General features: G+C 70.8%; 10 protein-coding genes. 3 read left to right on the top strand and 7 right to left on the bottom strand.

What is annotated here, in order from left to right:
• Positions 1-529: 529 nt before the first annotated feature.
• The 3 genes from rpmA to K3N28_RS12295 all read right to left on the bottom strand — a co-directional run bounded on the left by rpmA (position 530) and on the right by K3N28_RS12295 (position 4,014).
• Complete coding sequence (gene rpmA / locus K3N28_RS12305; RefSeq protein WP_228092821.1) at positions 530-799, bottom strand: 50S ribosomal protein L27; 270 nt, start codon at positions 797-799, stop codon at positions 530-532.
• A 12-nt stretch (positions 800-811) separates the two neighbouring features.
• On the bottom strand, positions 812-1,111 hold the full coding sequence (gene rplU / locus K3N28_RS12300) for a 50S ribosomal protein L21 (protein ID WP_208496630.1): 300 nt from the start codon (positions 1,109-1,111) through the stop codon (positions 812-814).
• Between the two features lie 287 nt (positions 1,112-1,398).
• Entirely contained in the window at positions 1,399-4,014 is a 2,616-nt protein-coding gene (locus K3N28_RS12295; RefSeq protein WP_228092820.1) for an Rne/Rng family ribonuclease, read from the bottom strand.
• A 603-nt stretch (positions 4,015-4,617) separates the two neighbouring features.
• Here K3N28_RS12295 and K3N28_RS12290 point away from each other — a divergent pair.
• Both K3N28_RS12290 and K3N28_RS12285 read left to right on the top strand, forming a co-directional pair.
• The gene (locus K3N28_RS12290) at positions 4,618-5,301 is read left to right on the top strand and encodes a hypothetical protein (protein WP_228092819.1); all 684 of its coding nucleotides are present in this window, start codon (positions 4,618-4,620) and stop codon (positions 5,299-5,301) included.
• A gap of 483 nt (positions 5,302-5,784) precedes the next feature.
• Entirely contained in the window at positions 5,785-6,663 is an 879-nt protein-coding gene (locus K3N28_RS12285; RefSeq protein ID WP_228092818.1) for a hypothetical protein, read from the top strand.
• Positions 6,664-6,729: 66 nt separating this feature from the next.
• Here the strand turns inward: K3N28_RS12285 and K3N28_RS12280 are convergent, their stop codons facing one another.
• Both K3N28_RS12280 and eccE read right to left on the bottom strand, forming a co-directional pair.
• Complete coding sequence (locus K3N28_RS12280) at positions 6,730-8,487, bottom strand: hypothetical protein (protein ID WP_228092817.1); 1,758 nt, start codon at positions 8,485-8,487, stop codon at positions 6,730-6,732.
• Positions 8,484-9,740, bottom strand: a complete 1,257-nt coding sequence (gene eccE, locus K3N28_RS12275; RefSeq protein WP_228092816.1) for a type VII secretion protein EccE — start codon at positions 9,738-9,740, stop codon at positions 8,484-8,486. Before eccE ends, K3N28_RS12280 begins: the two co-directional genes overlap by 4 nt.
• 186 nt (positions 9,741-9,926) lie before the next feature.
• Between eccE and K3N28_RS12270 the strand changes: the two genes are divergently transcribed.
• On the top strand, positions 9,927-11,255 hold the full coding sequence (locus tag K3N28_RS12270) for a S8 family serine peptidase (protein ID WP_228092815.1): 1,329 nt from the start codon (positions 9,927-9,929) through the stop codon (positions 11,253-11,255).
• Between the two features lie 187 nt (positions 11,256-11,442).
• On the opposite strand, the gene K3N28_RS12265 is transcribed toward K3N28_RS12270, so the two are convergent.
• The gene (locus K3N28_RS12265) at positions 11,443-11,709 is read right to left on the bottom strand and encodes a WXG100 family type VII secretion target (protein ID WP_228092814.1); all 267 of its coding nucleotides are present in this window, start codon (positions 11,707-11,709) and stop codon (positions 11,443-11,445) included.
• A 53-nt stretch (positions 11,710-11,762) separates the two neighbouring features.
• Positions 11,763-12,053 carry a WXG100 family type VII secretion target gene (locus K3N28_RS12260; RefSeq protein WP_228092813.1) on the bottom strand — a complete coding sequence of 97 codons (291 nt, stop codon included), beginning with the start codon at positions 12,051-12,053 and terminating at the stop codon, positions 11,763-11,765.
• Between the last annotated feature and the right edge of the window lie 59 nt (positions 12,054-12,112).

Below are 12,112 nucleotides of genomic sequence, written 5' to 3'. Positions count from 1 at the left end.
CTCAACTCTAACAGTCTCGGATCGGTCTGCAAACTTCAGGCTGATTAACCTGTGTCACATACGATCGAGCCTCTAGTGAGTCTCAGAGATACCCGCGATTCAGCTTCCGGACCGCGCCATAACTCCAATGAGTCTGTCGCTGGTCTCCGGCGGCTTCCGGACCAGTCCTTCTCGGCTGTTCCGTTCCCCCGCGGGCAGAGACAACATTACACGCCCTTCCGGGGGCATACAACTGGGGGGTCCCCTTTCCGGCCGCGATGGCGGTGAGCTGCGGCGATATCGCCACGGCGCCATCGGCTCCCCAGCCGGCGCGGTCTCGGCGCACGGCTGTGGGGCTCCCCGATTCGAACCTATAAGAGGGGTACGACATCTCGTCGTCCTCGCAGTGAACGAACGGTGTCCATCCGTGAGCGGCGCTCAGCCGGACCGCGGCGGGAAGAGACGACGGGATGCGGGTACGCGAAAGGGCCGCGCCCGTCTTTCGACGGGCGCGGCCCTTTTCATGCTTTCGAGCGTTGCCGCTCCGGCCTTACGCCGCCACCTCGGTGGAGGTGGGGACGATGTTGACCAGCTTGCGACCGCGCTTGGAGGAGAAGAGGACCTCTCCTTCGGCGAGCGCGAACAGCGTGTCGTCGCCGCCACGGCCGACCAGGTCGCCCGGGTGGTACTTGGTGCCGCGCTGACGGATGAGGATCTCGCCCGCGCTCACGTGCTGACCGCCGAAGCGCTTGACGCCAAGTCGCTTGGAGTTGGAGTCACGCCCGTTGCGGGAGCTGGATGCGCCCTTTTTGTGTGCCATCTGTCCAACCCCTTACTTGGTGATGCCGGTGACCTTGACGCGGGTCAGCGGCTGGCGGTGACCCTGGCGCTTGTGGTAGCCGGTCTTGTTCTTGTACTTGTGGATCTTGATCTTCGGGCCCTTGGTGTGCTCGAGAAGTTCACCGCTCACCGTGACGCCGGAAGCGTCGGTGACCACAGTGCCTTCGTCGACGAGCAACACCGCAGGCAGCGTAAGCGTGTCGCCGGGCGCGCCCTGAAGCTTCTCGACTTCGAGGACGTCGCCCTCGGCGACCTTGTACTGCTTTCCGCCAGTCTTGACGATTGCGTACATGTCGACGCGGTCTCCTTGGGTCCTCCCCGGTGCGGGGAAATGAGTTCCCCGCAGGGGAACGGCGTATCTGTCAATTGATCGCGGTGTCACGCACCGTACCAAGACTCCGTGAAACGGTGTCCCGGCTGGCCCGCTGATCGAGCTCCGCGTTCGTACCCCGCTCGCGCAGGGTCAAAAGCTGAGGGCTCTGTAGGCCGCTCACTAGGGTACGTCATGTACCCGCTGGTTCGGGCATCGGGATCGGGCCGAGGCCGCGGACGTCACAGTTCGCGGCCTCGGCCCGTCCTTCACTCGGGGTCTTCGCCTTCGGCCGGAGCCTGGGTCGACTTGCGGGGCTCGGGAGCCTCGGGTTCGTCGTCCTCGCCTTCGGCCGGGGCCTGGGTCGACTTGCGGGGCTCGGGCTCCTCCGCTTCCTCGGCCGGGGCTTCATCGGCGTCCGCCGGAATGGCGTCCTCGGTCGCGGCCGCGGGTTCCGTCGGCTCGGTCTCGACCACGTAGGCGGCTTCGGCCGGCTCGGTCGAGCTCGTCGGCTCGGAGGTCGTCTCGTCGACGATCTCGACGTCCTCGTGCTCGTCGTGATCGAGCGCGGCGGCGATCTTCGCGGTCTCGGCCGCGGCGGACTTCACGTGCTGGTCGGACTTGTCCTGCTTCTTCTGCTGGCCCTGCTGCTGTTGCTGCTGGCCGGACTTGCCCTTGTCACGCTTCTTCTTGCCGCCGCCGTTCTGGTTCTGCTGGCTCTGATTCTGGTTCTGGCCGCCGTTGGCGTTACCGCCCCCGCCGTTGCCATTGCCGTTGCCCTTCTTGCGGCCGTTGCCGAGGATCTCGTCGGTGTGCACGAGGACGCCCCGGCCCTTGCAGTGGTCGCACGGCTCGGAGAAGGCCTCGATGAGGCCCTGGCCGACGCGCTTGCGGGTCATCTGGACCAGGCCCAGCGAGGTGACCTCGGTGACCTGGTGCTTGGTCCGGTCCCGGCCCAGGCATTCGGTCAGGCGGCGCAGCACCAGGTCGCGGTTCGATTCGAGCACCATGTCGATGAAGTCGATGACGATGATGCCGCCGATGTCGCGCAGTCGCAGCTGGCGCACGATCTCCTCGGCCGCCTCCAGGTTGTTCCTGGTGACGGTCTCTTCGAGGTTGCCGCCCTCACCGGTGAAACGACCGGTGTTGACGTCGATCACGGTCATCGCCTCGGTGCGGTCGATCACGAGCGAGCCGCCGGAAGGCAGGTAGACCTTGCGGTCCAGGGCCTTGAGGAGCTGCTCGTCGACGCGCCTCTCGGCGAAGACGTCCTTCGTGCCGGTGTGGTGCTTGAGCCGCGGCAGCAGCTCGGGCGAGACCGACTCCAGGTACTTGTGGATCTCGTCGTAGGCCTCGTCGCCTTCGACCACGATCTCCTTGAAGTCCTCGTTGAAGACGTCGCGGACCACGCGGATGAGCACGTCCGGCTCCGAGTGCAGCACGCTCGGCGCGTTGCCCTTCTTCGCCTTGGCCTGGATCTCCGCCCACTCCATCTGGAGGCGGGAGATGTCGCGGGCCAGCTCTTCGGGGCCGGCGCCCTCGGCCGCGGTGCGGACGATCACGCCCGCGCCCTCGGGCACGAGCTTCTTGAGCGCCGCGCGCAGGCGGGTGCGCTCGCGGTCGGGAAGTTTGCGGGAGATCCCGGAGGCGTTGCCGCCCGGGACGTAGACCAGGTGGCGGCCCGAGAGCGCGATGTGGCTGGTCAGGCGGGCGCCCTTGTGGCCGACCGGGTCCTTGGTGACCTGGACGAGCACGGGGTCGCCGGGCTTGAGGGCCTGCTCGATCGAGCGGGCCTTCCCGGCCAGGCCGGTGGCGTCCCAGTTCACCTCGCCGGCGTAGAGCACGGCGTTGCGGCCCCGGCCGATGTCGACGAAGGCGGCCTCCATGCTCGGGAGCACGTTCTGGACCTTGCCCAGGTAGACGTTCCCGACCAGGCCCTGGGCGCCGGACTTGGAGACGTAGTGCTCGGCGAGGATGCCGTCCTCGAGCACCGCGGCCTGCGACTTGCCGCCGCGGACGCGGACGATCATCTGGCGCTCGACGGCTTCGCGGCGGGCGAGGAACTCGGCCTCGCTCACGACCTGGACGCGACCGCGACCGGACTTGCGGCCGTCGCGGCGGCGCTGGCGCTTCGCCTCGAGGCGGGTGGAGCCGGAGACGCCGCGGACTTCTTCGTTGGACGAGGCGCGGCGCTGCGGGGAGCGGACCTTGACGACGACTTCGGCGTCGTCCTCGGACTCCTCGGGGCGCGAGCGGTCCGAGTCCTCGGACCCGGCCCTCCTGCGGCGGCGGCGACGGCGGCGGGTGACCTCGGGGCCGTCGGAGCCGTTGTCCTCGTCGTCCTCTTCGTCGGACTCGGACTCGTCGTCCTCGTCGTCGGTGTCGTCCTCGTCGTCCATGGCGCCGTCGACGCCCTTGCCGCGGCCTCGGCCGCGGCGGCCCCGGCGGCCGCGACGGCGTCGCCCGGCCTCGGAGTCGTCATCGTCGTCGAAGTCGTCGTCGAAATCGTCGACCTCGGGCGCTTCGGCCTTCGGCTCGGGCTTCTCGGCGGCGCTCTTCTCGCTCTTCTCCGCGGCGCCCTTGTCGGCGCCGCCGCGATCGGCGGATCGGCTCTCGGAGCGGTTGCGCGTGCGCTTGCGCGACGGCTGCTGCTCCTGGCTCTGGCCCTTCTTGGCCTGGGTCTTCTTCGCCTGGCCGCGGCGCGGCTCGGGCTCTTCCTCACGCGGTTCGCGCTTGGCGGGTTCGGCCTTGGGTTCAGCAGCCTTGGGCTGGACCTTCGGGGGCGGGGCGAACATCGGCGCGGCGGTCGCCGCAGCGGCGCGGGGGCGCTCACTTCGCGGCGGCTCCGCCGCGGGCTCGTCGTTCTTGGGTTTCTGAGGAGCCATGAAGGTCACCGCGACAACGGGAACCTGTTCGCGCGGCTCATTCTCGCGCATATGAATAAATCTCCATTCCAGCCGCCGCCCGGGCGCGTGACGCGATCTGCGTCCGCTGCCGCACGGGCGCGGCATCAGCAGTGCGGTCCTCCCTGCGTGAGGAGGCCGGCATCCGGCTCGCTTCGCCTCAGAGGCTTGCGGGCCATGCTCCGGCGCTGCGCTCATGCCGTTCGGGCCACACTGAAAGCCTCAACTCGCACTGGGAAACACCTCTGCCCCAGCCGAGTGGTCAAGTCCGTCGCCGTCGTGAGGGACGCGGACAGGACATCTCCGGATCGCACCGTCCGTAGCTGTGTGCGGTACGACAAGGTCGAGTATCGCACACTCTGCGTCATTCACCGAGCCGGACGGGGAGCCGGTGCCCCCGCTCTCAGTGTCGGACCTCACGAACGGGTGAGAAAACACGACTCCTCGTGGTTGGCACGGCGCACGCATGGCCCGTGTCCCCCGTACTCGATAAGCTGTGTCGTGGCGCATCAGCACCGGCCTCACGAGCCCATGCGCGGCTCGCAAGCTTCGCCACCGTAAGGACGAACGACCATCGCACTCCAGGTGATCGACTCGGACGAGTCCGAAGAGCCCCAGGCGGACGGGAAACCCTCCACCTACCAGGGGCGGCATCGCGGTGCCGACCTCTTTCGCCAGCTCACCAGCGTCGGCTGGGTGCTCGCCGTCGTCGCGGTCCTCCTCGCGGGCGGCGGCACCGTGCTCTTCTGGTCCTCCGGGATCGGCGACGAGCGTCCCGCCGTGGACGCGGGGAAGATCGGCGACCTGTGCGAGCTCGCGGTCGACCCCGAGCTGATCGCCCCCTGGGCCGACGCCGAGCAGGCGCGGAGCCCGGAGGAGTCCTCGGAGGAGCGGGTGCGGACGTTCGACTGCACCTATTCGGCCGAGTACGCCGGGGACGAGGCCTACCGGCTCGTGACCCTCTTCGTGACCGTGCAGGTCTACGAGGACGCGGCGAAGGCTCGCGCGGCGTACGCCGGCGTCCTCGAGTTCGAGGCCTCCGAGGGGAACCGGACCGCCGACGTCGGCGGGGTCGGCGAGCAGGCGGCAGCCGCGGTCGTCGCCGAAGGCGAGGAGACGCAGGTGCGCCTGCACGCGCAGGAGGCGAACGCCACCGTGAGCACGAACGTGTTCGCCTCGGGAGCGCCGCCGGAGGGCGGCGACGTCGAGCAGCTGACGAAGGATCTCACCGCCCGGCTCATCGACGCGCTCCCCCGAGTGGCGAATTAGGCGGGCCCCTTTAAGCTGGCGGGGACTACCGCGGCGTCAAGCCGACACGCCGGGGATCACTCGCGGAGGAGCATTGTGAGCGCCACACCACCCTTTGGCCCGGCATATGACGAGCAGCCCGAGGACGGGCCGCGGTCGAGTCCGGGCCAGTGGCGGCCCCGAGCGGGCCGTCCGCAGGGGGCGCAGGGCGGACCGAACCAGGGCGAACCGGGCCAGTACCAGAACGGCCCGTATCCTCCCGGTGGACCGCAGGGCGGCCCGAACCAAGGGCAGCCGCAGGCCGGCGGCCCGCAGGGCGGCCGGCGTCCGATGCCGCAGGCCGGCAGGCCCTCGCAGGACCCGCGCGGCGGCGCGCCGCGCGCGAGCGGCCCTTCGGCGGGCCGCGGTCCGCAGCCCGGCCCCCACCAGTCTCCGCAGCACCAGTCCCCCCAGTATTCGCCCCAGCCGGGCGGCTACGCGTCGCAGCGCCCGCAGAGCGGCCCCGTGACCGGCTCCACGCCGCGCACCGACCAGTGGGGCGGCGGCGCGCCGCCGGCCCGGCCCGAGTACCGGCCGCAGTCGGGCGCCCCCGCCGGCGCGGAAGTGCCGCCGCGGAAGGACGAGCCGTTCGAGGAGGCCGCGTTCGCCGACGACCAGGTGCGCGACTGGGACAACGGCACCGAGACGGCCGCCATCGGGAAGCTCGGCTACATGCCGAAGGAACCGCGCCGACGCTCGGACTTCCAGAAGGTCCGCAGCCGGGCCCGCAAATCCAGCCCCATCCCCAAGATCATCATCGGCGTGGTGGTGCTCGCCCTCGTCGGCGGCGGCGTGTGGTGGTTCATGAGCCGGCCCCCCGGCGACGAGACGGCGACGGGAGCCGACGCGGGCCTGACCTACGCCGGCAGCGAGGAGCCCTGCGGCCTGGTGGACGCGGCCCCGCTCGAAGCGCTCGTGGACGGGACCGAGCCCGAGTCCGTCGCCGGCGCCGAGGAGAAGAGCAGCGGCTGGGTGCAGTCGTGCTCGATGACGTACGGCGAGCCCGAGCGGGCCGCGGCGCTGCTGGAGGTCGAGGGCATGGTCTTCGACTCCGACGCGAAGGCGAGTGTCAACTTCGAGCTGGGCACCGGCGACATCGGCGAGATGGGCGAGGCCTGGACCCCCGTCGACCCGGCCCCGTCGGTCGGCGACGAGTCGGCGGCGGTCGCGCGAGTGGTCGCGGAGGGGACTTCGAACTACCACCTGCACGTCAAGGACGACAACGTCTACGTGGTGGTGCGCCTGTCGGTGGCGCCGGACACCGCGGTGGACGAGCAGGGGCTGACGGACCTGGCGACCGAGCTGGCGAACGCGTACCTGGAGCGCTGGCAGGACGCGAGCTAGTCCACATGACGTGAGCAGGGGCGGGGCCGAACGGCCCCGCCCCTGCTTCATGCCGTCGGACGCGTATCAGTACGTCCGCATGGGCGCGCCGAACATCTGTGCCTCGATCGAGGTCGGCGCGCACCACAGGTACCGCTCCTTCTGGCCCTTCCGGAGCATGGCGATCATGTCGTCGTGGAGCATCTGGAGCCACTGCAGCACCTCCTGGTTGACCCGGATCGCCGAGCGGGCGATCTGGGCCTCCTCGGCGGTGAGCCGCTGGAGGACCGTCATGTGGGCCTCGCCGGTGAGGTCGTCGGCGTAGTTGGTCAAGCGCGGGAGCACCGTCAGCTGGGTGCGCCAGGGGCCGAGGACCGGCTTCGTCTGGGAACCGCGCTCGCCGACGTCGTACACGTACAGCGCGGGCGAGTGCTGGCTGGCCTCGACGGTGACCGGCTGGTCGCCGTGCAGGACCGCGAGCCGGTCGTTCCGGCCGGTCGCGGTCTCGCCCAGGCCGTTCCACTCCTGCGGGCGGGTGGTGCACACCGCGACACGGGTGCCGATCGCCAAGGCGCGGAAGACGAGCAGGCGGGCGAGGTACACGCCGCCGATGAGGTTGATGCGCGTCTCCTCGGGGCGGAAGAACGGCGCGACGACCGGCACCTGCTCGGCGTCGCGGCCGATCACGAGCCCCGAGGGCGGGCTGGCGGAGGTCATGAGCTCCAGGGCCCGCGCGGTCGGGATCTGCGGGGCGGGCCTGACCGCCTCGATCGGCCTGCCCGCGTCGCTGGCGGTCTCGACGGCGCGGTCGGTGACCGGCAGGCCGTAGACGGTGCCCTCGGTGGGGCCGGCCGAGACCTGGGAGACGCCGAACAGGCCCGCCGAGGTCGGCAGGGAGCTGATCGGGCCGCCGGTGATCGGGGCCGCGCCGGAGTACGGCATCCCCGAGTAGGGCTGGGCCGAGGCGGGCTGCGCGGAGTACGGCTGCCCGGAGACGGGGCCGCCGGACATGGGCTGTCCCGAGACCGGCTGGCCGGACACCGGCTGCGCCGAGACCGGGGAGATCGAGGGCGCGCTCACAGGCGCGGCGGAGACCGGCGCGACCGACGGCGGGGGCGGTTGGCTCGGCGACTGCCCCGGCAGCTGGTAGGGCGGCTGGGACTGCGGCGACGGAGGCCCCTGCGGCGCGGGCGGTTGCGCCACGGGCGGGGTCGCCGGGGGCTGCACCGAAGGACGCACCGCCGGAGGTCGGCCGGCGGGCGGTTGCGCTGCGGGCGGCGAGGTCGGCGGCGGGGCGGCCGGTCGCGGGGGCTGCTGCTGGAGTTGCGGCGGCGAGGACGGCTGCGGCTGACCGCCGGCCGGCGGCACGGTCGGGCGCATCTCCGGCGGCCGGGGGGTCTGGTGCTGCGGCTGCCCGGGCTGCTGGGCGGGCCGGGGCGGCTGCGCGCCGCCTCGTGCGCTGATCGGCGGCTGGGGGGCCTGACCCTGCGGTGCGGACGGCCGGCCCTGGCGGGCCGACGCGGCCTCGCCGGGAGCCCCGTAGGCGGGGCTCTGCGGGCCGGTGTGGCCGGGCTGCCCGTACGCGGGCGTCTGCGGAGAGGAGGTCGCCGGGCTCGAAGGGGCCGAAGGCGGCTGCTGCGGGGAGATCGAGCCCGTGCTGCCGCTGCGGGCGACCTTGACAGTGCCCGCGTCCTCGTCGTCGACCGGACGCGGCCGGTCACCGCCCTGCCGCTCGTCCTCGTCGTCGGAGTGACGGCCGGAGCGGTAGGCGCCGCTCTGGTACGTGCCGCCCTGGTAGGTGCCGCCGCCGTAGACGTTGCCGGTGCCGTTGTTGCGGTCGCTCATCGAGGGCCTCCTCCGGTCGGGGCGGATGCGTACGCGGCGGGGCCGTGCTCGCCGTCGAGGCGCTGCAGGCGGACGCCGAGCTGGTCGGCGACGTTGAGCAGCTGGTTCTGAGCGGACTCCCACGAGGCCTGGTCGAGCGCCAGGCGGACGATCGCGTCCACCGCGAGCTGCCGGCCGGTGACGCGGCCGTCCGGGTTGACCTTGCCGTTGGTGCCCGCGGTGACCACGGTCGAGACCGTCACGAACGCGGCGGGCACGCCCGAGAGCGCGTCCACCGTGCGGTGCAGGGCCACGGCGTCGGTGGGCCACTTGACGATCCGGTAGGACACATGGCGCAGGCCGTCCGCGTACCAGTGGTCCCAGTCCTCCGCGGTCCGCTCGCCGGGGACCGGCGCGAACGCGACGCCGAGCGACTGCTGGACCGCCTCGCGGACGCCCTCGGCGTCCAGGATGCGGTTCGGGACGCCGACGTTGCCGAGGAGCTTGCTCACCCGCTGGGAGGTGCTCGCCAGCGCCTTGTAGACGCCGTCGACCTCGCCGCCGCGTTCGGCGGTCGCCTCGCGGGCGTCGCGGGCGCCGAGACGCACGGAGAGCCAGGCCTTGTGGTGGACCACGGCGGGGTAGTCGCCGAGGAGCTCGCGGTAGGAGCGGGAGGCGGGGCTGTTGTCGTAGGCGCTCAAGCCGACCGGCGTGGTGTGGCCGACGAGCTGGACGGCGGTGACGGGGACGGAGGTCTCGTCGAAGAGCCGTTCCAGGCGTTCGAGCGGGACGGCCTTGGTGCCCTCGTCGGTGGTGCCGATCTCGATGACGGAGAACCAGCCGGCGTTGTCGTGGCCGATGCCGACGTTCTCGTCGCGGTCCTCGACGCCGGTGATGCCCAGGTCGGGGGCGATCCGGTGGAGGACCTCGGTGAGCTGCTCGGGGTCGAGGGCGCGGATGCGCCGCTTCATGCGGGACTTGAGCGGCCAGGTCTGGTACCACCAGTAGTCGCCCTTGCGCCAGAAGACGACGACCAGGATGATGAGCGCGACGCCGCCGCCCACAGCGGCCGCGATCATGCCGAACGCCAGGCACGCCAGCGGCAGCAGCAGGGCGATCTCGACGATGATGAGCTGCGCGACCGTGAGCGGGCCCAGCCTGCCGGAGGAGCGGGTCGTGAACACGACGGACTCGCCGGGGGTCGGGCCGGCGTCCTGCTGGGCTTGCACGGACGCGGTGCCGCGAGCTTGCTGTTGAGCCTGCAGCATCGTCATTGGCGACGTCTCCAAGATGAAGGTGAGTGGTCGTACCTATCGTAAGCGGACGAGTCCACCTGCTGGTCCCCCGCCCTTGCGGTGTTTCGGCCGGTATGCGGGCGGACCTGGCCCCTGGCGCTGCGGCGTTAGACTGACCGGGTGCGATTCCTCCCGCGTATTCCTCTCTATTCCGCCGCTGCCGCAATGGCAACGGCCGGAACGGTACTGCTGGCGACCACCCCTGCCCAGGCGCAGCAGGACGGGTGGGAGCTCGAGATGGCGAACACCCCGGACCGCGTCGACTGCGCGACCGTCACGGAAGGCGGCGAGTCGCTCAACCAGCGGCCGTGGGCGAAGAACTTCATCGGGCTCGACCAGGCGCAGCAGTACAACCGCGGCGTGTTCGAGACCGGCAGCGAGGAGGGGGAGCCGGTGACGATCGCCGTCATCGACTCGGGTGTCGCGGCGGAGCGGTCCGACGTGTTCGGCTCGCGCCTGCTGGAGGGCTACGACTGGTGGGACGCGGACTCCAAGGGGCGCTGCGATTCCGACGGCCACGGCACGGCGGTGGCGGCGATCGCGGCGGGAGGCCCGGTCGGCGGCGACGGCGACTTCATCGGGGTCGCACCCGAGGCGAACATCCTGCCCATCCGGGTCTTCAACGGCGACTCGAAGGAAGGCGGCGACGACGTCAAGAGCAGGGTGGTCGCCGGAGCCATCTTGGACGCGGTGGCGCACGACGCCGACGTCATCAACGTCTCGTCGGCCGTGGTGCCGACCCCGGCGCTCGAGAACGCCGTCGCGCACGCCATCGCGAACGGCGTCGTCATCGTGGCCGCGACCGGCAACGAGAACAAGCACATGGACGACCGGCACATCGAAGCGGACCAGCAGACGTTCTATCCCGCCAACTACCCCGGCGTCATCGCCGTGGGGGCGCACAACGAGGTGGGGAACTGGTACGCGCAGACCAACTTCGGGACGAACATCGACCTGCTCGCCCCCGGCCAGAACGTGGCCTTCCCGCACGCGTCGGGCGACTGGCGCACCGACCAGGGCACGAGCTATGCCGCTCCGTTCGTCGCCGGGGCGGCCGCGCTCCTCAAGGGGCAGTTCGGCGCCGAGGCAACCCCGGCCTGGATCCAGAAGCGGTTGCAGGAGACGGCGATCCATCCGCCGAACACCTTCAACATCTACCAGGGCCACGGCGTGCTCAACGTGGCCGCGGCGCTGACCGCACCGCACGACGAGAGCGAGGTCGTCTCCGACACGGTGAGCCCGGAGCCGACCGAGGATCCGTCCTCGCTGCAGCCGATCATCGTCGAGGACCGTCCTTCGATCGCCGGGCTCGACCCGGACTACGACCCGCTCGGGTTCGAGAAGACCGTGGCGTGGGCGAGCGTCGGCGGCTCGATCGTGCTGATCGCGCTGGTGCTCGTCCTCCGGAAGGTGATCCCGAAGGGCCGCCGGCGGGGCTGGCGGCCCGGTACGCGGGAGCCGGACCACCTGCCGGTGAAGGCCGCGGCCGACTGAGGGCCGAGCCGCACGAGCGTTCGAGGGCGGGACCGACCGGTCCCGCGCTGCCGCGTACCGGTGCCGCCCTGAGGGCGCGCTCGCGGAAGACCCCGATCGAGCCCGAGGAACGATGAGGGTACGCAGAAACCCGGGAGGCCTTGGCGGACCCGCCCGGGTTTCCAGTCGTCTTCGAGCGAAGCGGAGGCTACAGGAAGCGCGCCGCGTTGGCGGCCTCGGTCTCCTGGTAGCGGTTCTTCGCGTTGTCGACAGCGCGGCCGACGGCTTCGAGGATGTCGTTGATCTTCTCGAAGGCTGCGTCCCACTGGGCCTTGGCCTCTTCGTAGGACGCCTTGTCGGCGCCTTCCCAGTCGAGGGCGTCGAGCTGCGTGCGGAGATCGGCAAGCGTGCTGGTCATCTCACCAGACTGCGACGCGATCTCGGCGGTTGCGGCCTCGAGCTCCTCGTAGCTCATTGCAATACGGCCACCCATGGTTCACCTCTTTCCTTGGTAGGGGGGTTAGTGGTTTAGAGCTCGCCGTCGAAAGCCGAGAATTCGGAGTTGGACTCAGCGTCCATCTCCGCCTGGGCGGCGGCAGAAGTGTCAAGGTTGTCGGCGATGTCCTGCAGAGCGTCGAGGAGCTTCGCGGCCTCTGCGTCCCACTGCATCATGACGTTGGCGAACGCGGTCGCGCCCTGGCCGGTCCAGGATGCGGCCAGCTCGTCACACAGGGCCTTCAGCCGGTCGAGGTTGCCGTCGACCGAGAGCTTGGCGTTGACCGTGTCAGTCGCTGCTTGGGCGACTGTTTCCGGATCCATTGCAACACCAGGCATGTTTCACCTCCAAGTGATAAACCGGGGGCTGAGGCACGAGGCCG

It is taken from the genome of Glycomyces sp. TRM65418, assembly GCF_019710475.1.
GTDB lineage: Bacteria > Actinomycetota > Actinomycetes > Mycobacteriales > Micromonosporaceae > Glycomyces.
Note: the sequence above shows the minus strand (reverse complement) of the source record. Positions and strands in the feature narration are given on the sequence as shown.

What these genes read in the sequence shown, in the direction of transcription:
- rpmA (WP_228092821.1), bottom strand. Translation starts at nt 799, where the DNA reads ATGGCACACAAAAAGGGCGCATCCAGCTCCCGCAACGGGCGTGACTCC.
- rplU (WP_208496630.1), bottom strand. Translation starts at nt 1,111, where the DNA reads ATGTACGCAATCGTCAAGACTGGCGGAAAGCAGTACAAGGTCGCCGAG.
- K3N28_RS12295 (WP_228092820.1), bottom strand. Translation starts at nt 4,014, where the DNA reads ATGGCTCCTCAGAAACCCAAGAACGACGAGCCCGCGGCGGAGCCGCCG.
- K3N28_RS12280 (WP_228092817.1), bottom strand. Translation starts at nt 8,487, where the DNA reads ATGAGCGACCGCAACAACGGCACCGGCAACGTCTACGGCGGCGGCACC.
- eccE (WP_228092816.1), bottom strand. Translation starts at nt 9,740, where the DNA reads ATGACGATGCTGCAGGCTCAACAGCAAGCTCGCGGCACCGCGTCCGTG.
- K3N28_RS12270 (WP_228092815.1), top strand. Translation starts at nt 9,927, where the DNA reads ATGGCAACGGCCGGAACGGTACTGCTGGCGACCACCCCTGCCCAGGCG.
- K3N28_RS12265 (WP_228092814.1), bottom strand. Translation starts at nt 11,709, where the DNA reads ATGAGCTACGAGGAGCTCGAGGCCGCAACCGCCGAGATCGCGTCGCAG.
- K3N28_RS12260 (WP_228092813.1), bottom strand. Translation starts at nt 12,053, where the DNA reads ATGGATCCGGAAACAGTCGCCCAAGCAGCGACTGACACGGTCAACGCC.